Annotated in this window: 15 protein-coding genes; 12 read left to right on the plus strand and 3 right to left on the minus strand. The window is 73.7% G+C overall.

Going from position 1 to position 21,265, the window contains the following annotated elements; translation table 11 throughout:
- Nucleotides 1–46: 46 nt before the first annotated feature.
- Nucleotides 47–1,066: a LysR family transcriptional regulator gene (locus tag BS75_RS24995; RefSeq protein WP_034089850.1), complete on the plus strand. Its 1,020-nt coding sequence runs from the start codon at nt 47–49 to the stop codon at nt 1,064–1,066.
- 96 nt (nt 1,067–1,162) lie between these two features.
- Here the strand turns inward: BS75_RS24995 and BS75_RS25000 are convergent, their stop codons facing one another.
- Nucleotides 1,163–1,477, minus strand: a complete 315-nt coding sequence (locus BS75_RS25000) for a WhiB family transcriptional regulator (RefSeq protein WP_034089851.1) — start codon at nt 1,475–1,477, stop codon at nt 1,163–1,165.
- A 407-nt stretch (nt 1,478–1,884) separates the two neighbouring features.
- Between BS75_RS25000 and BS75_RS25005 the strand changes: the two genes are divergently transcribed.
- The 9 genes from BS75_RS25005 to BS75_RS25045 all read left to right on the plus strand — a co-directional run bounded on the left by BS75_RS25005 (nt 1,885) and on the right by BS75_RS25045 (nt 14,841).
- A complete protein-coding gene (locus BS75_RS25005) occupies nt 1,885–2,496 on the plus strand; it encodes a response regulator transcription factor (protein WP_030251459.1) in 612 nt (203 codons plus the stop codon).
- 224 nt (nt 2,497–2,720) lie between these two features.
- The gene (gene shbA / locus BS75_RS25010; RefSeq protein WP_231607887.1) at nt 2,721–3,359 is read left to right on the plus strand and encodes an RNA polymerase sigma factor ShbA; all 639 of its coding nucleotides are present in this window, start codon (nt 2,721–2,723) and stop codon (nt 3,357–3,359) included.
- Nucleotides 3,360–3,579: 220 nt separating this feature from the next.
- Entirely contained in the window at nt 3,580–5,082 is a 1,503-nt protein-coding gene (gene guaB / locus BS75_RS25015) for an IMP dehydrogenase (RefSeq protein WP_034089853.1), read from the plus strand.
- Between the two features lie 172 nt (nt 5,083–5,254).
- On the plus strand, nt 5,255–6,370 hold the full coding sequence (locus BS75_RS25020) for a GuaB3 family IMP dehydrogenase-related protein (RefSeq protein WP_034089854.1): 1,116 nt from the start codon (nt 5,255–5,257) through the stop codon (nt 6,368–6,370).
- A gap of 236 nt (nt 6,371–6,606) precedes the next feature.
- Nucleotides 6,607–8,316 (plus strand): glycerol-3-phosphate dehydrogenase/oxidase, encoded by a 1,710-nt coding sequence (locus tag BS75_RS25025; RefSeq protein ID WP_034089855.1) that lies wholly within the window; start codon nt 6,607–6,609, stop codon nt 8,314–8,316.
- Nucleotides 8,317–8,459: 143 nt separating this feature from the next.
- Complete coding sequence (locus BS75_RS25030; protein WP_034089856.1) at nt 8,460–10,091, plus strand: serine/threonine-protein kinase; 1,632 nt, start codon at nt 8,460–8,462, stop codon at nt 10,089–10,091.
- Nucleotides 10,092–10,141: 50 nt separating this feature from the next.
- Complete coding sequence (locus BS75_RS25035) at nt 10,142–11,398, plus strand: hypothetical protein (protein WP_042437290.1); 1,257 nt, start codon at nt 10,142–10,144, stop codon at nt 11,396–11,398.
- Nucleotides 11,399–11,549: 151 nt separating this feature from the next.
- Nucleotides 11,550–13,373 (plus strand): serine/threonine-protein kinase, encoded by a 1,824-nt coding sequence (locus BS75_RS25040; protein WP_152645689.1) that lies wholly within the window; start codon nt 11,550–11,552, stop codon nt 13,371–13,373.
- A gap of 76 nt (nt 13,374–13,449) precedes the next feature.
- The gene (locus tag BS75_RS25045) at nt 13,450–14,841 is read left to right on the plus strand and encodes a dihydrolipoyl dehydrogenase family protein (RefSeq protein WP_034089857.1); all 1,392 of its coding nucleotides are present in this window, start codon (nt 13,450–13,452) and stop codon (nt 14,839–14,841) included.
- A 36-nt stretch (nt 14,842–14,877) separates the two neighbouring features.
- On the opposite strand, the gene BS75_RS25050 is transcribed toward BS75_RS25045, so the two are convergent.
- Both BS75_RS25050 and BS75_RS44755 read right to left on the minus strand, forming a co-directional pair.
- Complete coding sequence (locus tag BS75_RS25050) at nt 14,878–16,218, minus strand: UDP-glucose dehydrogenase family protein (protein ID WP_197091959.1); 1,341 nt, start codon at nt 16,216–16,218, stop codon at nt 14,878–14,880.
- 184 nt (nt 16,219–16,402) lie between these two features.
- Nucleotides 16,403–17,539, minus strand: a complete 1,137-nt coding sequence (locus BS75_RS44755) for a hypothetical protein (RefSeq protein WP_156164287.1) — start codon at nt 17,537–17,539, stop codon at nt 16,403–16,405.
- A 141-nt stretch (nt 17,540–17,680) separates the two neighbouring features.
- Between BS75_RS44755 and BS75_RS25060 the strand changes: the two genes are divergently transcribed.
- Nucleotides 17,681–19,309: a succinic semialdehyde dehydrogenase gene (locus BS75_RS25060; RefSeq protein WP_034089859.1), complete on the plus strand. Its 1,629-nt coding sequence runs from the start codon at nt 17,681–17,683 to the stop codon at nt 19,307–19,309.
- A gap of 113 nt (nt 19,310–19,422) precedes the next feature.
- On the plus strand, nt 19,423–21,249 hold the full coding sequence (locus BS75_RS25065) for a GMC family oxidoreductase N-terminal domain-containing protein (protein WP_042437255.1): 1,827 nt from the start codon (nt 19,423–19,425) through the stop codon (nt 21,247–21,249).
- The last annotated feature ends 16 nt before the right edge of the window (nt 21,250–21,265 follow it).

The raw sequence follows: 21,265 nt of genomic DNA on the forward strand, positions 1-21,265 counted from the left end.
TCGGCGGATTATCCTTCGATGTCAAAGTCTCACTTATGCTGCCGGGATGATCGAGGCCCGCCATCTCCGAGTGCTCCGCGCCGTCGCCCGCACCGGTTCCTTCTCCGGCGCCGCGCGCGAACTGGGCTACACCCAGCCCGCGGTGAGCCAGCAGATGAAGGCGCTGGAGAAGTCGGTGGGGACCAGGCTGGTGGCCCGGGTCGGCCGGGGCGTGCAGCTCAGCGAGGCCGGCCAGGCGCTGGTGCGGCACGCGGCCGGGATCCTGGCCGGGCTGGCCGCGGCCGAGGAGGAGGTCGCCGCCATCGCCGGGCTGCACGCCGGACGGGTGCGGCTGGTGTCCTTCCCGACGGCCAGCTCGACCCTGGTCCCGTCGGCGGTGGCGCGGCTGCGGGCGGACCGGCCGGGGGTGCGGGTCTCGCTGTCCGAGGCGGAGCCGCCGGAGTCGCTGGCGCTGCTGCGCGGCGGCGACTGCGAGATCGCGCTGGCGTTCCGCTATCCGGGGCGGCCGACCGGGGTGCAGCTCCCGGCGGAGGTCCCCGGCTCGCGCCGGCAGGCCCGCGCGGAGGCGACGGTGCAGGCCGCCGCCTCCGCCGCGGCCGCGGACTGGTCCGACCTGGCGGTCCGGCGGCTGCTCGACGACCGGCTGGTCGCGGTGGTGCCGACCGCCCACCCGCTGGCCGCCCGCCCGTCGACCGCGGCCGGCCCGCGGAGCCCGGTCGACCTGGCCGAACTGGCGGAGGAGCAGTGGATCGCCGGCTGCCCGCAGTGCCGGGGCCATCTGGTCGAACTGTGCGAGGAGGCCGGCTTCACCCCGGGCATCGACTTCGCCACGGACGACTGTCCGGCGGTGTTCGGGCTGGTGGCGGCGGGGCTGGGGGTGGCGGTGCTGCCGGAGCTCGCGCTCCGGGCGGTGCGGCCGAACGGGGTGGCGGTGCTCCCGCTGGCCTCCGGGGTCTACCGCGAGGTGGTCGCGCTCACCGTGCCCGACCTGGCGGCGGTTCCGGCGGTGGCGCTGATGCTGGACCAATTGGCCCTGGTGTCCGCCCCCGGCGCGGGTCCGGCCTGAGGCCGGACGCGGACGGGGGCGGCCCCGACACGCCCGGGCGCGCGGAGCCGTTCCCCCGGGATCCCGGGGGAAGCGGCGCCGCGCGCCCGGTGCGGGTCAGCTGTTGATCAGGGTGGACGGGTCGAGCGGGCGTTGCCGGGAGCGGCCGAGGAGCTCCTCGCGCTCGTCCTCGGTCAGACCGCCCCAGACGCCGTACGGCTCGCGGACGGCCAGGGCGTGGGCGGCGCATTCGGCGCGGACGGGGCAGCGGGTGCACACCTCTTTGGCGGACTGCTCCCGGGAGCTGCGCGCCGCGCCGCGCTCGCCCTCGGGGTGGAAGAAGAGGGAGCTGTCCACGCCGCGGCAGGCGGCGGAGAGTTGCCAGTCCCAGAGATCCGCGTTGGGGCCGGGGAGGCGGGAGAAGTCTGCCATGGCTCATTCCCTCGGGGGTTCAGGTGCGACGGTCAGCGGTGGATACAAGTCATATAACCTCAAAAAGCAGGGAAATGGGACAAAGGGCGCGTAAGAGCCCCCGGTTGGGGGGGAACGCCCGCCGGGCGGCCGGAGCGATGGGGCGTGCGGGCGCCGTCCGGGCGCTGCGGGGGCGCTCCGCGTACCACCGAGTGCCCGACGTGGTTGATGATCTGTAGCGACCTGACCACGTAGAGTGCTGATGGCTGCTGCCGACCCGTAACTCATTCGAGTGACGGTCGTTGGGAGTGCTGAGGCGGTCAGAAAGGCTGGCGTCGGGGAAGACTCCAGCCGTCGAGGTCGCATCGGTGACGATTCGTACCAGCCAGGAGGCTCAACGTGACGCGGATCAGCTGCGGAGGACGACCATGACATCCGTTCTCGTCTGTGATGATTCACCGCTTGCCCGTGAGGCGCTGCGCCGCGCGGTGGCGACCGTGCCCGGCGTGGACCGGGTGACCACGGCGACCAACGGCGAGGAGGTGCTCCGCCGGTGGGTGGCCGACCGCTCCGACCTGGTCCTGATGGACGTGCGGATGCCCGGCCTCGGCGGGGTCGAGACCGTGCGGCGACTGCTGTCCGCCGACCCGGGCGCCCGCATCATCATGCTCACCGTCGCGGAGGACCTCGACGGGGTGGCGCTGGCGGTGGCCGCGGGCGCACGGGGCTACCTCCACAAGGACGCCTCCCGGGCGGAGCTGCGCGCCACGGTCACCCAGGCCCTGGCCGACCCGACCTGGCGGCTCGCCCCGCGCCGGCTCCGCTGCGCCGAGATGGGCGCCGCGCCCACGCTGACGGCCCGTGAGATCCAGGTGCTGGAGGGAATGAGCCACGGCCGCAGCAACGCCGAGATCGGCCGCGAGCTGTTCCTCTCCGAGGACACCGTGAAGACCCACGCCCGACGGCTCTTCAAGAAGCTCGGGGCCTCCGACCGCGCGCATGCCGTCGCCCTCGGTTTCCGCTGGGGCCTCGTCCGCTGATTTCCCGAGGAGGACGACCTGTCCGCCCGGCCGAGTCGCTTCGTCGCCCGACGATCTCGCGCTCGCCGGGATACCGGGGGTCGCTCCCGGGGACGATGGAGTATGGGGCATGGGGTCTCTCCGGGAGTGGCTGGCGGGGGTGGGCGGCGGTGGCGCATAACGTTCCGATGCACAAGTCGGGGTGCGGTGCCACGTTTCCCGATGTGACCAGGCACCATGGAGCAGTGCGCGACGACGATGTGACCGCCGCCCCCGGCGGTGGACAGCCCTCGGGTGGGTCTTCGGTGCCCATCGGGGCGCTGGTGGTCCGCGCTGTCGGCGGTGACGCCGGGGCGACCGACGCACTGCTGGCCCAGGTCCATCCGCTGGTGCTGCGCTACTGCCGGACCCGGCTGGTCCGGCTCCCTGGCGGGGCCAGGCACCATGTCGACGACGTCGCCCAGGAGGTCTGCCTGGCGGTGCTCTGCGCGCTGCCGCGCTACCGCGACGAGGGCCGTCCGTTCGAGGCGTTCGTCTACGGCATCGCCGCCCACAAGATCGCCGACCTCCAGCGGGCCGCGATGCGCGGACCCGGCCAGCCGCTCTCGCTCGCCGAGGAGCTGCCGGAGAAGCCGGACGAGGCGCTCGGCCCGGAGGAGCGCGCGCTGCTCAGCAGCGACGCCGCCTGGGCCCGCGAACTCCTCGCCTGCCTGCCCGCCCGCCAGCGCGAGCTGGTGCTGCTGCGGATCGCCGCCGGGCTGACCGCCGAGGAGACCGGCGAGGTGCTCGGGATGTCGGCCGGCGCGGTCCGGGTGGCCCAGCACCGCGCGCTCAGCCGACTGCGGGCGCTGGCCGGGGACAACCACGAGGGCCTCTCCGCCTGAGCGCGGTCCGCCCGACCGCAGTCCGCCCGGGCACAGCCGGCCCAAGCACAGTCGCCCTCGGTCCGGCAAGGGGAACCTTGCTCAACCGGTAGACTGAGTTATCGGTGCCGAGCTGCCCACCCAGCGGCCCCCGGTGGCGCCGTGTTGCGCGGGCGGGTGCGGCCAACAGTCTTCCCCCCGTCTCTGGTTTCCGGGTCGGTACGGGAAGGTACCTCACACTATGTCTTTGAATGCCGCAGGTGTCCCCGACAAGTTCGCGATGCTCGGGCTGACCTACGACGACGTTCTGCTGCTGCCCGGCGCCTCCTCGGTGCTGCCGAACCAGGTGGACACCTCCTCACGGGTCTCCAGGAACGTCCGGGTCAACATCCCACTGCTCTCCGCCGCCATGGACAAGGTCACCGAGGCGCGGATGGCCATCGCCATGGCCCGCCAGGGCGGCGTCGGCGTACTGCACCGCAACCTGTCCATCGAGGACCAGGTCAACCAGGTCGACCTGGTGAAGCGCTCCGAGTCCGGCATGGTCACCGACCCGATCACGGTCGGCCCCGAGGCCACCCTGGCCGAGGCGGACGCGCTCTGCGCCAAGTTCCGGATCAGCGGCGTCCCGGTCACCGACCCGGCCGGTCGGCTGCTCGGCATCGTCACCAACCGCGACATGGCCTTCGAGGCGGACCGCAGCCGCCAGGTCCGCGAGATCATGACCCCGATGCCGCTGATCACCGGCGAGGTCGGGATAAGCGGTGAGGACGCGATCGCCCGGCTGCGCCGCCACAAGATCGAGAAGCTGCCGCTGGTGGACGCCGACGGCGTGCTCAAGGGCCTGATCACGGTCAAGGACTTCGTCAAGGCCGAGAAGTACCCGCACGCGGCCAAGGACGCCGAGGGCCGACTGCTGGTCGGCGCGGCCGTCGGCGCCAGCGCCGAGGCGCTGGAGCGGGCCCAGGCGCTGGCCGCCGTGGGCGTGGACTTCCTGATCGTGGACACCTCGCACGGCCACAACAGCAATGCGCTGAGCTGGATGTCGAAGATCAAGTCGACCGTCGGCGTGGACGTCATCGGCGGCAACGTGGCCACCCGCGACGGCGCCCAGGCGCTGATCGACGCGGGCGTGGACGGCGTCAAGGTCGGCGTCGGCCCCGGCTCCATCTGCACCACCCGCGTGGTGGCCGGCATCGGCGTCCCGCAGGTCACCGCGATCTACGAGGCCGCCCTGGCCTGCCGCGAGGCGGGCGTGCCGGTGATCGGCGACGGCGGCCTCCAGTACTCCGGCGACATCGGCAAGGCCCTCGCGGCCGGCGCCGACACGGTGATGCTCGGCAGCCTGCTCGCGGGCTGCGAGGAGTCCCCGGGCGAGCTGCTCTTCATCAACGGCAAGCAGTTCAAGTCCTACCGGGGCATGGGCTCGCTGGGTGCGATGCAGTCGCGCGGCCAGGCGAAGTCCTTCTCCAAGGACCGCTACTTCCAGGGCGACGTCAGCTCGGACGAGAAGCTGATCGCCGAGGGCATCGAGGGCCAGGTGCCCTACCGCGGCCCGCTCTCCGCCGTGCTCTACCAGCTGGTCGGCGGGCTGCGGCAGACCATGGGCTATGTCGGCGCCGCCACGGTCGCCGAGATGGAGGCCAAGGGCCGCTTCGTGCGGATCACCTCGGCCGGGCTCAAGGAGAGCCACCCGCACGACATCCAGATGACCGTCGAGGCGCCGAACTACCACGGCCACTGACGGCCCAGCGGCAGTACCGGCAGGGAGGGTCCGTTTTCGGCGGACCCTCCCTGCCGCGTGTCCGCCACCAGCCGGTCGTACGGGATACTGGTGGACGGCAGGACCCGGCTCCGCCGGGATCCGGGGGTCGCCCCCCGGGAGATACAACGCAGGTCGAGCGAAGGGCTGGGACGTGACCGAGATCGAGATCGGGCGGGGCAAGCGGGGCCGACGGGCATACGCCTTCGACGACATCGCCGTCGTACCGAGCCGCCGGACCCGGGACCCGAAGGAGGTCTCGATCGCCTGGCAGATCGACGCCTACCGGTTCGAGCTCCCCTTCCTGGCCGCGCCGATGGACAGCGTGGTGTCGCCCGAACAGGCCATCGCCTTCGGCCGGATGGGCGGCCTGGGCGTGCTCAACCTCGAGGGCCTGTGGACCCGCTACGAGGACCCGCTGCCGCTGCTGCAGGAGATCACCGAGGTCAAGGACGAGGCGCTGGCCACCCGCCGGCTCCAGGAGATCTACCGGGAGCCGATCAAGGCCGAGCTGATCGGCCGTCGGCTCAAGGAGATCCGCGACTCCGGCGTGGTCACCGCCGCCGCGCTCTCGCCGCAGCGCACCGCCGAGTTCTCCAAGGTCGTGGTCGACGCCGGCGTCGACATCTTCGTCATCCGGGGCACCACGGTCTCCGCCGAGCACGTCTCCGGCGCGGCCGAGCCGCTCAACCTCAAGCAGTTCATCTACGAGCTCGACGTCCCGGTGATCGTCGGCGGCTGCGCCACCTACACGGCGGCGCTGCACCTGATGCGCACCGGCGCGGCCGGCGTGCTGGTCGGCTTCGGCGGCGGCGCGGCGCACACCACCCGCACCGTGCTCGGCATCCAGGTGCCGATGGCGACGGCCGTGGCGGACGTCGCGGCGGCCCGCCGCGACTACATGGACGAGTCCGGCGGCCGGTACGTCCACGTCATCGCGGACGGCGGCGTCGGCTACAGCGGGGACCTGGCCAAGGCCGTCGCCTGCGGCGCGGACGCGGTCATGATCGGCGCGGCGCTGGCCCGCGCCAACGACGCCCCCGGCCGGGGCTTCCACTGGGGCATGGAGGCCGTCCACGAGGAGCTGCCGCGCGGCAAGCGGGTGGACCTGGGCACGGTCGGCACCACCGAGGAGATCCTGCTCGGCCCGTCCCACACGCCCGACGGCACCATGAACCTCTTCGGCGCGCTGCGCCGGGCGATGGCCACCACCGGCTACTCGGAGCTCAAGGAGTTCCAGCGGGTCGAGGTCACGGTCGCGCACAAGTAGCCGAGCGAACGGCAGCGGAAAGGTCCCCGGCGCGGGTTGCGCGCCGGGGACCTTCGTCGTGACCGGACGCCGTTCGGCGGCGACGGCAGGCCGGCACTCGCCCCCTCGGGTCTTGATCCCGCCCACCGGAACGGCCCGACTACCGGCAGACTGGGGGCAGTGTCCAGCGGATCCGGCGGCGGGCGCACCGGGGGTGCGTCTGCGGGGGGCCGGACCAGCACAGTGCGGAGGCAGCCATGCGGAGCGCGAAACTGGGACCGGTCGAGCGGGCGGAGTCGCTCGCCCGGATGGCCGAACGCGAGCTCGACATCCTCGTCGTCGGCGGCGGGGTGGTCGGGGCGGGGACCGCCCTGGACGCGGTGACCCGCGGGCTGGCGACCGGGATCGTGGAGGCCAGGGACTGGGCCTCGGGAACGTCCAGCCGGTCCAGCAAGCTGATCCACGGCGGGCTGCGCTATCTGGAGATGCTGGACTTCGCGCTGGTCCAGGAGGCGCTGAAGGAGCGCGGCCTGCTGCTGCAGACCCTCGCCCCGCACCTGGTGAAGCCGGTGCCCTTCCTCTACCCGCTGCAGCACCGGGGCTGGGAACGGCCCTATGTGGGATCCGGTATCGCGATGTACGACGCCATGTCGCTGGCCGGCGGCCACGGCCGGGGGCTGCCGGTGCACCGGCACCTGAGCCGCCGTCAGGCCCTGCGGCAGGCGCCCTGCCTGCGCAAGGACGCGCTGGTCGGCGCGGTGCAGTACTACGACGCGCAGATGGACGACGCCCGGTTCGTGGCCACCCTGGTCCGCACCGCCGCCGGCTACGGCGCCGCCGCCGCCAACCGGGCCCGGGTGGTGGGCTTCCTCCGCGAGGGCGAGCGGGTGGTCGGCGCCCGGGTCCACGACCTGGAGCAGGGCGGCGAGTTCGAGGTGCGGGCCCGGCAGGTGGTGAACGCCACCGGGGTGTGGACCGACGAGACCCAGGCGCTGGTCGGCCACCGCGGCCAGTTCCACGTCCGGGCCTCGAAGGGCATCCACCTGGTGGTGCCGCGCGACCGGATCCACTCCTCGACCGGGCTGATCCTGCGCACCGAGAAGAGCGTCCTCTTCGTCATCCCCTGGGGCCGGCACTGGATCGTGGGCACCACGGACACCGAGTGGACGCTCGGCAAGGACCACCCGGCCGCCAGCAGCGCCGACATCGAGTACCTGCTCGACCATGTGAACGCGGTCCTGGCCACCCCGCTGACCAGGGAGGACGTCGAGGGCGTCTATGCGGGTCTGCGTCCGCTGCTGGCGGGTGAGTCGGACGCCACCTCCCAGCTGAGCCGTGAGCACGTGGTCCAGCACGCGGTGCCCGGGCTGGTGGTGGTGGCCGGCGGCAAGTACACCACCTACCGGGTGATGGCCAAGGACGCCGTCGACGAGGCGGTGCACGGACTGGACCAGAGAGTTCCGCCGAGCTGCACCGAGCAGGTGCCGCTGGCCGGGGCCGAGGGCTACCGGGCACTGTGGAACGGCCGCGCCGAACTGGCCCGGACCAGCGGGCTCCATGTCGCCCGGATCGAGCACCTGCTGAACCGCTACGGCTCGCTGGCCAGTGAGGTGCTGGCGCTGATCGCCGCCGAACCGGGGCTGGCCGAGCCGCTCGGCGGCGCGGACGACTACCTCCGTGCGGAGGTGGTCCACGCGGCCCGCAGCGAGGGCGCCCGGCATCTGGACGACGTGCTGGCGCGGCGGACCCGGATCTCGATCGAGACCTTCGACCGGGGCACCGCCTCCATGGTGGAGGTGGCCGAGCTGATGGCCCGTGAGCTGTCCTGGGACAAGGGGCAGGTGGACCGGGAGGTCGAGCACTACCGGATGCGGGTCGAGGCCGAGCGCGAGTCCCAGCAGCAGCCCGACGACCTGACGGCGGACGCCGCCAGACTGGGGGCGGAGGACATCGTCCCGCTCGGATAGGGGACGATGGGCAGGAACATCCGGCGCCCGCCGCTCCCGGCGCCCGTGCGGAGGGCGTCGCGGGGCCGCGGGTACTGCCGGCACGCCGGGAGGGACTCCCCCCGGCGGACCGGATCGTCATACGCGGAGGGGACCTCATCCAGATGACCGCTGAACAGGACGCGTCCGGGCGGCTGCTCGCGGGCCGCTACCGGCTGGAGTCCGTCCTGGGCCGGGGCGGTATGGGGACGGTGTGGCGGGCCACCGACGAGGTGCTCGGCCGGCCGGTCGCGGTGAAGGAACTGCGCTTCGCGGCCGGGGTCGACGAGGACGAGCGGCGCCGGCTGGTGGCCCGCACCCTGACCGAGGCCAAGGCCATCGCCCGGGTCCGGCACACCGCCGCGGTCACCGTCTACGACGTGGTCGAGGAGGACAACCGGCCGTGGATCGTGATGGAGCTGGTGGAGTCCCGCTCGCTGAGCGAGGTCATCAACATCGAGGGGGTGCTGCCGCCGAGGCGGGCCGCCGAGATCGGGCTGGAGCTGCTGGCGGTGCTCGGCCAGGCGCACCGCGCCGGGATCCTGCACCGTGACGTCAAACCGTCCAACATCCTGATCGGCCACGACGGGCGGGTGGTGCTGACCGACTTCGGCATCGCCCGGGTCGAGGGCGACCCCTCGGTGACCTCGACCGGGATGCTGGTCGGCGCGCCCTCGTACATCTCGCCGGAGCGGGCGCGCGGCCGGATACCGGGCGCACCGGCGGACCTGTGGTCGCTCGGGGCGACGCTGTACGCGATGGTCGAGGGGCGGCCGCCGTACGAGAAGGGCTCGGCGCTGTCCACGCTGACGGCGGTGATGACCGAGGACCTGCTCCCGCCGGTCAACGGCGGCGCGCTGACCCCGGTCATCGCCGGGCTGCTGCGGAAGGACCCGGAGCAGCGCTTCGACGAGGCCATCACCCGCCGACTGCTGACGCGGGTGGCCTCCGAGGCGGACACCCAGCCCTACGAGCAGTCCTACGAGCAGCCCTACGAGCAGCCCTACGAGCAGCCGTACGCACGCTCCTACGAGCCCTCGCGGACGCCGACCGCGGTCGGTTCCAGCGGTTCCGACCCGACCCAGGAGGGCACGGCCGCGCTCGCGCTGCCGCCGGAGGAGCGCTTCGTCGAGCCGCTGCGGCAGCCCGCGCCCGTTCCGGCGCCCGCCCGCCGCTCCAGCCGCCGCCGGCGCTCCGGCAAGCTGCTGATCGGGCTGCTGGTGCTGCTGCTGGTGGCCGGCGGCGGGGTCTGGGTGGCGCTGGCCCAGGCCCAGCGGCACAACGCCGGGACCGGCTCGGACGGGGCGTCGGCCGCCGCCCCGGCGGGCTACCAGCGGGTGGACGGTCCGGGCGGCTCGACCGTCGAGATCCCCGTGGGCTGGGTCCGGACCCGGGTCTCGGCCGACCGCTCCAAGTTCCAGGGCCCGGCCGGGACGCTGATCGTGGACTGGACCGACAACCCCGGGAACAGCGCCCTGACCGGTGTCCGGGCCGAGGCGGCCCGGACCTCCGGCAGCTTCGCCGACTACCGGCAGCTGGAGCTGAAGACGGTCGACTACCGCGACGGCTGGGACGCCGCCGACTGGGAGTGGACCTACACCGGCAGCAACGGCACCGCCCTGCGCGCGACGAGCCGGTACGCCATCACCGACAGCCGCGACGGCTTCTCGCTCTACTGGACCGCATCGGCCGCGACCTGGGACGGGACCCGGAACAAGGAGCTGCTGCGCACCTTCGAGGACAGCTTCCAGCCCTAAGGTTACGAGGGACAGGCACGGATCGGCACGGCGCGAGGCAGGGGGACGGTGTGACACGGGCAGCGTCCCCGGACGAGGGCACGGCCGACGGCCGGCTGCTGGCCGGCCGCTACCGGCTGACCGGCCGGGCGCGCGGGACCGGGGTCGCCGCCGTCGACGTCCGCAGCGGCGCCGAGGTGCAACTGGACGCCGTCCCGCTGCCGGTGACGGTCACCCCGTTCGACCAGGACCTGCCGGCCGGGAGCGACGAGACGGCGGCCCGCGCGCTCACCCAGACCGCCTTCGTCACCCAGGTGGTGCCCGACCATCCGCGGCTCAGCCAGGTCTTCCAGGTGTTCGCCGAGGACGGCTACCTGTGGGTCGCCGGCGAGGCGGTGCCGGGGGCTCCGCTGGCGGCGCTGCTGGAACGCGGACCGCTCTCCGCCTACCGGGTCGCCGAGCTGGCGCACGACCTGGTCGCGGCGCTGCGGGCGGTGCACGCGATGGGCCTGGTGCACGGCAATCTGACGGCGGACACGGTCACCGTCTGCGAGGACGGGACGGCGCTGCTCGGCGGGTTGGTGGTCGGCGCCGCACAGGAGGCGCTGTGCGGTGGTCCCGGCGCCGGGACGCCGGGGGCGGGCGTGCCGGAGTCGCCGTGGAATCCGGCGCGGGTCAGGGCGCGGGACGCCCGCGCCGTCATCGTCGGTCCGGTGTCCGAGCGTTGGGCGCCGGAACAGGCCGGACCCGGTACCGCGCGGGAGGCGGCGGCGGAGGTCGCGGCCGGGACCGCCGCCGGTCGGCCGGTCGGACCGGCGGCGGACACCTGGGCGCTGGGCGCGCTGCTCCACCGGGCGCTGACCGGCGGGCCGTTGCTGCCGGAGCAGGACGCCGCGCACCAGGGCCGGGTGCGCCCCGCCGACCGGCGGACGCTGCCGGGGCCCTCGAAGGCCGGACCGGCGAAGGAGTTGGGCCCGCTCGGCCCGCTGGTGCTGCGGCTGCTGGCGGTGGACCCGGAGGCGCGTCCGGCCCTCGCCGAGGTGCAGGAGGAACTGCGCAGACTGCTGCTCCGGGCTCCGGAGCCGGTGGACCAGGACGCGGTGTCGGCCGTGGCCGAACTGCTGCCGCCGCCCCGCCGGGCGGCCCTCGGCGGTCGCCGCCGGACCGGGGCAGGGCCCGGGGGAGCACTGTCGGCGGAGCCGTCGGAAACCCGGCACCACCACGCCGCACCGGCACGGCACCCGGCCCGACTGGGCGCGGTACTGGTCGGCGGAATCCTGGTGCTGGTCCTGTTGCTGCTCGTGGCCGTGGTGCTGGCGGCCGGCTGAGTACCGATACGGGGTCGATCCCCGGCCCCGCCGTTCCGGATCGGCCGCCTGTTCCCTAGTCTGTCCATCAGGAGTACGGGAACATGCGCGGCGTCTGAGTCCTGCCGCAGGCCGACCGGCACTGGCGGGGATCGGGCAAGGGGGAGCACGAGTGGGCACGGAAGAAGGTTCCGCCGTGGAGTCGGTCCAGGGCGGCACGCCGCCGACGGGGGCAGTGGTCGGTGCGCCGGACCGGATGCTGGCCGGGCGCTACCGGCTGGGCGCGCGGCTCGGCCGCGGCGGCATGGGCACGGTCTGGCGGGCCACCGACGAGATGCTCGACCGCGAGGTCGCGGTCAAGGAGCTCTCGGTCGGCCATCTCGCCGAGGAGGACCTGCAGATCGTCCACTCCCGGATGAAGCAGGAGGCCCGCGCGGCCGCGCGGATCAAGCACCCCGGCGTGATCGTCATCCACGACGTCCTGCAGCAGGACGGCAAGCCGTGGATCGTGATGGAGCTGATCGACGGCCGCTCGCTGGCCGAACTGGTGGAGCAGGACGGCACGCTGAACCCGCGTGAGGCCGCCGACATCGGCGCGCAGGTGCTGGCCGCGCTGCACCGGGGCCACCAGGCGGGGGTGATCCACCGCGATGTGAAGCCCGCCAACGTGCTGCTGGAGCACGGCACCGGACGGGTGGTGCTCACCGACTTCGGCATCGCCACCTACGAGGGCGACTCGGCGCTGACCCGGACCGGCGACCTGGTCGGCTCGCCGGACTACCTCGCGCCGGAGCGGGTCCACGGTTCGCGTCCCGGACCGGCCTCGGACCTGTGGGCCCTGGGGGCGACGCTGTTCGCGGTGGTCGAGGGCGAGTCGCCGTTCCGCCGCGACTCGCCGCTGACCACGCTCACCGCCGTGGTCACCGACCCGCTGCCGGAGCCGAGGAACGCCGGGGCGCTGACGCCGGTGCTGCAGGCCATGATGGTCAAGGAGCCGAGCGAGCGGCCCGGCGCGCCCGAGGTCATCCGGATGCTGCGCGGCATCGCGGACGGCGACACCGTCAGCATCCAGCAGCGGCCCAACCCGCTGCGGAGCCCCACCGCCATGGTGCCGCTGGTGGACCGGCGCGAGCACACGCCGACCCCGCCGATCCAGGTCGAGCCGACCCGGCCCACCCAGCCGATGGCGCCGCCGCAGCCGGAGGCCGCCGAGGCGCTGCTCCCCGAGACCGGGCGGCCGACCCCGGCCACAGCTGCCACCACGGTCGGCAAGGCTGCTGCCGAGGCCGGGCAGTCCCGGGACCGAGACCGGTCCCGGCGCCGCCGTCGGCGGATCTGGCCCTGGCTGGTGCTGGCCGGGCTGCTGGCCGGGCTGGCGGGCGGTGGCCTGACCTACGACTTCCAGGTGCTGCGGCACCGGAGTTCGGCATCGACTGCGGACCCTGCGGGGACCGGGCAGCCCCGGGTGTCCGCAAAGCCCTCCGTGTCCGCCTCCGGCGGGACGAGTTCGGCATCACCGGTGCCGGTGGTGCAGCCCGGCTACACCCTGGTCCACGACCCCTACGGCTTCTCGTTCCCGCTGCCGGTCAGCACGCCGCCGTTCGAGCGCCAGCCGAACACCAGTCCGTTCAAGATCGACTACTTGGCGGACAACGGAACCGAGACGTACCTGATCCGCTTCTCGGTGATCCAGGGGCAGCCGATGACGCCCATGGAGCACATAGCGGACATGCGCAGCACCAACGCCGACCCCAGCCTCCAGGTGAACCAACAGCCGCAGGCGGACGTCTTCGACGGCTACTCCGGCGCGACCTGGGGCTGGACCTACGAGAAGCCCCTCCCCGGCGGAGGCCTCCAGTTGCACCAGGCGAGGGAGCAGCTCTTCCGCGACAACAAGGGCACCGAGTACGCCATCATGATCGACTACCCGCAGTCGGAATGGAACAACGCCTACACCCGCTACGTGGCCATCCTCAACGGATTCACGACCTCCTGACCGAGCGCAGGACGCCCCGACCGCTGCCGAGTACGGTGGAACAACGCAGGCAAACCCTCTTCCCAGGGAGCCGGTCATGGTCGTTTCCGCAATTCCCACTCCGGATGTCGTGGTGATCGGGCTGGGGCCGGGCGGCGAAGAGGTTGCCGGACGGCTCGCGGACGCCGGGCTCGACGTGGTCGGCGTCGACGACCGGCTGGTCGGCGGCGAGTGCCCGTACTGGGGCTGCATCCCTTCGAAGATCATGGTCAGGGCCGGCGACCTGGTCGCCGAGGCGCACCGGGTGCCGGGTCGGGCGGGGATCTGCCGGGTGCAGCCCGACTGGCGTCCGGTCGCCCGGACCATCAGGGCCGCCACCGACGACTGGAACGACAAGCTCGCCGTGGACCGGCTGACCTCGCGCGGCGGGCGTTTCCTGCGCGGCACCGGACGGTTGACCGGGCCGCGCGAGGTGACCGTGCTGCACCGCGAGGGCGAGACCGAGACCGAGACGGTGCTGCGCCCGCGCCGGGGCGTGGTGCTGGCGGTGGGCTCCCGGCCGTCCGCGCCGCCCGTTCCCGGCCTGCTGGGGACCCCGTTCTGGACCAACCGCGAGCTGGTGGAGGCCGCCGAGCTGCCGGAGTCGCTGCTGGTGCTGGGCGGCGGTGCGATCGGACTGGAACTGGGACAGGCCTGGCAGCGGATGGGCTGCGCGGTGACCGTGCTGGAGGCGCAGCCGCGGCTGCTGCCGATGGAGGAGCCGGAGACCTCGGAGCTGCTGACGCAGGTGCTCACCACCGAGGGTCTTTCGATCCACACCGGGGCGGAGGCCGCCTCGGTCACCCACCACGACGGACGGTTCACCGTCACCTGCCGCCGGGGCGAGCGCTTCGCCGCCGAGCGGCTGCTGGTCGCCACCGGACGCCGGGTCGACCTGGACCGGGTGGGCGCGGGCGTGCTCGGGGTGCCACCGGGGGCCCGCTCGCTGCCGGTGGACGAGCGGATGCGGGTGCCCGGAGCGCCGGGGGTGTGGGCGGTCGGCGACGCCACCGGCAAGGGCGCGTTCACCCATGTCGCCATGTACCAGGCGGACATCGCGGTGCGGACGGTCCTCGGGCAGGGCGGTCTGTCGGCCGAGTACCACGCGGTGCCGCGGGTGACCTTCACCGATCCGGAGGTCGGCGCCGTCGGGCTGACCGAGGCGCAGGCCCGGACCCTGGGGGCGGCGGTCCGGGTCGGTCGGGCCGATCTCGCCGACACCGCCCGGGCCCTGGTCCACGGCCCCGGCAGCGCGGGCTTCGTCAAGCTGGTCGCGGCCGACGGCGTACTGGTGGGCGCGACCTCGGCGGGCCCGACCGGCGGCGAGGTGCTGGGCCTGCTGACCCTCGCGGTCCGGAGCCGGACGCCGCTGGCCGAGCTGCGGTCGACGATCTGGGCCTACCCGACCTTCCACCGCGCGGTCGGCGCGGCGCTGGCCTCGCTCGACTGACGGCGCCGCCGGTACCGCCTCCGGACCGCGCGGAGCTCAGGGACGGCCGAGGGCGCGGTAGGTCCAGCCGGCCTCCCGCCAGCGCTCGCGGTCCAGGATGTTGCGTCCGTCGATGATCCGGGGCCGGGCCACGGTCGGCAGCAGGGCGACCGGGTCGATGGCGCGGAACTCCTGCCACTCCGTCAGGTGCAGGATGACGTCGGCCCGGTGCGCCGCCCCGACCGGGCTGTCGGCGTAGGCCAGGGTCGGGTACATCTTGCGGGCGTTGTCCATGGCCTTGGGGTCGTAGACGGTCACCTCGGCGCCGAGCAGCTGCAGCCGGGCGGCGACGTTCAGCGCCGGGGAGTCGCGGATGTCGTCGGAGTCGGGCTTGAAGGCCGCGCCCCAGACCGCGACCCGGCGGCCCAGCAGCGATCCGTCGCAGTGCTCGCGGGTGAGTTCGACGACCCGGTCGCGGCGGCGCATGTTGATGGAGTCGACCTCCCTGAGGAAGGTCAGCGCCTGGTCCACGCCGAGCTCGCCGGCCCGGGCCATGAAGGCACGGATGTCCTTGGGCAGGCAGCCGCCGCCGAAACCCAGCCCGGCGTTGAGGAAGCGTCCGCCGATCCGGCTGTCGTAGGAGAGCGAGGTCGACAGCAGCGAGACGTCGGCCCCGGAGGCCTCGCAGACCTCGGCCATGGCGTTGATGAACGAGATCTTGGTGGCCAGGAAGGCGTTGGCAGCGGTCTTGACCAGCTCGGCGGTGGGGAAGTCGGTGACCACCAGCGGGACGCCCGCCTCCAGCAGCCGGGCGTAGACCGCGCGCAGCCGCTGCTCCGCCCCGGGCTCCTGACCGGAGAGGCCGAACACCAGCCGGTCCGGACCGAGGGTGTCCTCGATGGCGAAGCCCTCCCGCAGGAACTCGGGGTTCCAGGCCAGTTGGGCGTCGGCGCCGACCGGCGCCAGCTCGGCCAGCCGCTCGGCGAGCCGGGCCGCGGTGCCCACCGGGACGGTCGACTTGCCGACGACCAGGGCCGGTCGGGTGAGGTGCGGCGCCAGCGAGTCGATGACCGCGTCCACATAGCGGAGGTCGGCCCCGGACTCGCCCTTCTTCTGCGGGGTGCCCACGCAGGAGAAGTGGATGTCACCGAACTCGGCCGCCTCCTGGTAGGAGGTGGTGAACCGGAGCCGGCCGGTGGCCACGTGCTTCGCCAGCAGCTCCTCCAGGCCGGGCTCGTAGAACGGGACCCGGCCGGCCTGGAGTTCGGCGACCTTCTCCGGATCGACGTCGACACCGAGTACCTCGTGGCCGAGCTCTGCCATGCACGCGGCATGGGTGGCGCCGAGGTAGCCGGTGCCGATCACCGTGATCCGGAGCGGGCGGGACTGAGTAGGCACCGGGACGACCCTTTCGTTCGGGCGAACATCGGATGTACAGGGAGAAGATGTGTTCTGATGGTGAAGATCCTGTGGAATCCGGGCTGCTGAGGGCCCCAGAGGTGGTGATGCTACTGCTTCCGTCGGAACGTTCGGACGGCGGTGGCGGGTCTGCGGCCGGCTGCCCGGCGCCGTGGAAATCCGCTCAGCCGCGCGCCATCAGCCGGTCGTACGCGTAGGAGGCGAGGGCCTGCCCGCCGTCGACGGCCAGGGCGTCGCCGGAAGTGGCGCGGTTGTCGGTGGTGCCGGCCACGGTGAAGTAGTCGTAGCGGCCGACGGTGGCATGGGTGAGCGGGCAGCTCACGCCCACGCAGAAGCTCGGGACCGAGCCGCGCACCAGCGACTGGATCTGCCCCTGGTACTGCGGCATGACCGCGGCGGCCTGCTGCGCGGTGTCGAAGACGGCGATGCCGACGGTCACCGCGTTCCGCCCGGAGACGTAGGTGGCCCGCAGCAGTTCCAGGCAGCCGTGCGGCGCGAGGACGTTGCCCAGGCCGCCGGTTGTCCCCTTCCAGCACGGGTTGTCGGTGTTGGTGGCGGCGAGGGTGAAGGTCTGCCCGTCCACGTCGAGGTCGGCGGCGGTGTACAGGGTCGTGGTGGAGAGCGGGGCGGTGTCGGTCCCGACGCTGGAGATCACCTGGAGCGGCGTCAGCGGCGGCGTGGAGGTCGGTGCGGTGCCGCCGGACCGGCTCGCCGGTGCCGACGGGCTCCCGGACGGCCGGTCCGAGGCACCGGCCGAGGCGCCGGCGGAGGCATTGGCGGAGGCGCCGGCGGAGCCACTGGCCGAGGCACTGGCGCCGGCGGAGGCCGAGCCGGTGGCGCCGGTCGGCTGCCCGCCGCCCGGACCCGCGCCGGTCGTGGCCGTCGGCGCCAACCCGTGCAGGCTGCTGCCCCCGCCGTGCTGTCCGCTCCCGCCACCGGCGAACGCCGCCGCCACGGCGCCGAGGGCGACGACGCCCACCAGTGCCGCGGTCACCCCGCCGACCCGCAGCAGCCGGCCCCGGCGCCGCGCCCGCTCGTTGCGGTCCGCCAGCGCCTGCCAGTCGGGCACGTCCGAGGACGGCGGCCGGGCGGGCTGCACGTAGGAGGGGAGGCGGAGCGCGGCCAGATCTTGGGTCGGCGCAGTCTGGGTCGGCGCAGTCTGGCTCGGCGCGGTACGGGGCGGCGCGGCCTGGTCGGGCGGGCCCTGGGGCGGCGCGGTCGGCCTGCCCACGACCGGGGGGCGTCCGCCCGGCCGGGCCGCTGGGGGAGTGCCGTTCGGTATGCCCGTCCGCTCGTCCATGAGGCGAGAGCATAGTGATGCCGGTGGTGCCCGGCGGACGCCCGGGGGGCCGGTCCGGCGACCTGGGAATCCCCGCAGCGGCGGCGCTTTCTTGTTACCCACGGGTATCCAACCGGCCCGAATCCGCTTACGCTGCGGGCTATGGCAGACACGCGTACCAGCACCGGCGCCGACACCCGTAATCCCGTCGCGGAGGCAGGCTCCCGCACCGTCGCCGACGTGGTGACGCCTGCCCTCGTCGCCCGGCTGGCCGCCGGGGTCACCGCGGGCACCACCGGTGCGCCGCCGACCCTGGGCACCAGTCGCAACCCCTTCACCGGCGAGGTGCTGGCAGAGCTCCCCGAGTCCACCCCCGAGGACGTCGCCGCCGCCTTCGACCGGGCCCGCGCCGCCCAGCGCGGCTGGGCGCAGCGCTCCGTGCGCGAGCGCGAGGCGGTGCTGCTGCGCTTCCACGACCTGGTCCTGGCCGAACAGGCCGAACTGCTCGACCTGCTCCAGGCGGAGACCGGCAAGGCCCGCGTCCACGCCTTCGAGGAGGTCAGCGTCGCCGCCGTGGTCTCCCGCCACTACGGGCGCCGCTCGGCCGCCTACCTCAGGCCGCGCCGCCGCAGCGGGGTCTACCCGGTGCTGACCCAGGTCACCGAGGTGCGCCAGCCGAAGGGCGTGGTCGGCCAGATCACGCCCTGGAACTACCCGTTGGCGCTGCTCGTCGACGACGCCATCCCGGCCTTCGCGGCCGGCAACGCGGTCGTCACCAAGCCGGACACGCAGACCGCGCTCGCCCCGCTGCGCGCCCGCGAGCTGATGATCGAGGCCGGACTGCCCGCCGAGGCCTGGCAGATCGTGATCGGCGACGGTCCGGTGGTCGGCCCCGAGGTGGTCGCCCACGCCGACTACGTCTCGTTCACCGGCTCCACCCGCACCGGCCGGGACGTCGCCCAGCGCGCCGCCGCGCGGCTGGTCGCCTCCTCGATGGAGCTCGGCGGCAAGAACGCGATGATCGTGCTGGCCGATGCCGACCTGGACCGGGCGGCCGAGGGCGCGGTCCGCGCCTGCTTCGCCTCCGCCGGCCAGCTCTGCGTCTCCATCGAGCGGCTGTTCGTCGCCCGCGAGGTCGCCGACGCCTTCCTGGAGAAGTTCACCGCCCGGACCCGGGCGCTGCGGCTCGGCAACTCGCTCGGCTGGGGTGCGGACATGGGCTCGCTGGTCTCCGAGCGGCAGTTGGAGAACGTCGTCCGGCACGTCGACGAGGCGGTGCAGAACGGCGCCCGGGTACTGGCCGGCGGCCGGCCCCGGCCCGACGTCGGCCCGCTGTTCTACGAGCCGACCGTCCTGGACGGGGTGGACGCCGCCAGCGCGGTCTGCGCCGAGGAGACCTTCGGGCCGGTGGTCTCGGTCTACCGGTTCGACACCGAGGACGAGGCCGTGGCGCGGGCCAACGACACCCGCTACGGCCTCAACGCCAGTGTCTGGAGCAGCAGTCAGGCGCACGGCCGGCGGATCGCGGCCCGGCTGCAGGCCGGCACCGTCAACGTCAACGAGGCCTATGCCGCGACCTACGGCAGCGCGGCGGCGCCGATGGGCGGGATGGGCGACTCCGGGGTGGGCCGACGGCACGGCTCCGAGGGCATCCTCAGGTACACCGAGGTGCAGACGATCGCGGTGCAGCGGCTGGTCCCGGTGGCCCCGGCCTTCGGCCTGGACGACGAGCGCTTCGCCAAAGTGCTGACCCGCGCCCTGGGCGCGATGAAGGCGCTGCGGCTCCGGTAGTCCGCGCGCACCACCGTTCCAACCGTGGGTTCCACCGAGAGTTCCACCGTCAGTACGGCGGCGCACGCCGCCGGTCGGGTATGTCGGCACCAGTGAATCGGGGAGCAGCGTCGATGGCGAAGGACAGTCAACCGGTGGACGGCGGATCGGTTCCGCAGGCCGAGCCGGGCTACGACTACGACGTGGTCGTGGTCGGCTCCGGCTTCGGCGGTTCGGTCGCCGCGCTGCGGCTGACCGAGAAGGGCTACACGGTCGCGGTGGTGGAGGCCGGCCGCCGGTTCACCCCGGAGAGCCTGCCGAAGAACTCCTGGGACAGCCGCAACTACCTGTGGGCGCCCGCGCTCGGCTGCTACGGCATCCAGCGCTTCCACGTGCTGAAGGACGTGATGGTGCTCGGCGGGGCGGGCGTCGGCGGGGGCTCGCTGAACTACGCCAACACCCTCTATGTGCCGCCGGAGGCGTTCTTCCAGGACCCGCAGTGGAAGTCCATCACCGACTGGGCGGAGGAGCTGGCCCCCTTCTACGACCAGGCCAAGCGGATGCTCGGGGTCCGCACCAACCCCACGGTCACCCCCTCCGACGTGTACCTCAGGGCGTCCGCCGAGAAGCTGGGCTACGGCGACACCTTCCACCTGGCGCCGGTCGGCGTGTTCTTCGGCGACGGACAGGACGCCGGCGGCGCGGGCCCGCAGGCCGCCCCCGGCACCGAGGTGGCGGACCCCTACTTCGGCGGGGCCGGCCCGCGCCGCCGGGCCTGCACCGAGTGCGGGGAGTGCATGACCGGCTGCCGGCACGGCGCCAAGAACACCCTGACCGAGAACTACCTCTACCTCGCCGAGCGGAACGGCGCGCAGATCCTGCCGATGACCACGGTCACCCGGATCCGCGAGGACGGCGAGGGCTTCGCCGTCGACACCAGGCCCACCGACGCCCGCTCCAAGGCAGCCGCGCGCCGGAGCTCGCGCACCGTCCGCGCCCGCCGGGTGGTGGTCGCGGCCGGCACCTACGGCACCCAGCGGCTGCTGCACCAGCTGCGCGACGAGGGCCAGCTGCCGCGGATCTCGGCCCGGCTGGGGGAGCTGACCCGGACCAACTCGGAGGCGCTGGTCGGCTCGATGACCAGCGACCGGCGGCTCGGCGGGCGGGCCGACTTCACCAAGGGCGTCGCCATCACCTCCTCGGTGCACCCGGACGACAGCACCCACATCGAACCGGTGCGGTACGGCCGGGGCTCCAACGCCATGGGCTGGATGTCGATCATGCAGGTGACCGGCGGCGGCCGGACGCCGCCGGTGCTGCGCTTCCTCGGCCTCGCCCTGCGCCGGCCCGACCTGCTGCTCCGCTCGCTGAACAAGCGGCGCTGGTCGGAGCGGGTGATCATCGGCCTGGTGATGCAGTCGCTGGACAACTCGGTGGTGGTGGAGCGCAAGAAGTCCGGGCCCGGCAAGGGCGGGCTGACCTCCCGGCAGGGCCACGGCGCCCCCAACCCCAAGTGGATACCTGCGGCCGAGGCCTCCGCCCGGGGCGTCGCCGCGGAGATCAACGGCTTCCCCGGGAGCGCCCTGAGCGACCTCTTCGGCCGCACCCTCACCGCGCACTTCCTCGGCGGCTGCGTCATCGGCGCCTCGGCCGAGCAGGGCGTGATCGACCCCTACCAGCGGCTCTACGGCTACCCGGGGATCACCGTGGCGGACGGCTCGGCCGTCTCCGCCAACCTCGGCGTCAACCCCTCGCTGACGATCACGGCGCAGGCCGAGCGGGCGCTGTCGATGTGGCCCAACAAGGGCGAGGCCGATCCCCGGCCGGCCCAGGGCGAGGCGTACCGGCGGGTCGCGCCGGTGGCTCCGCAGCGCCCCGCGGTTCCGTCGGACGCCTTCGCGGCGCTGCGGCTGCCGCTGCTGCCGGTCCCGGTGGTACCACCGGCCCCGCCGGGCGAGTGAGTCGCAGGTCACATCC

Origin of the sequence: Streptacidiphilus albus JL83 (genome assembly GCF_000744705.1) — a bacterium.
Classification (GTDB): Bacteria; Actinomycetota; Actinomycetes; order Streptomycetales; family Streptomycetaceae; genus Streptacidiphilus; species Streptacidiphilus albus.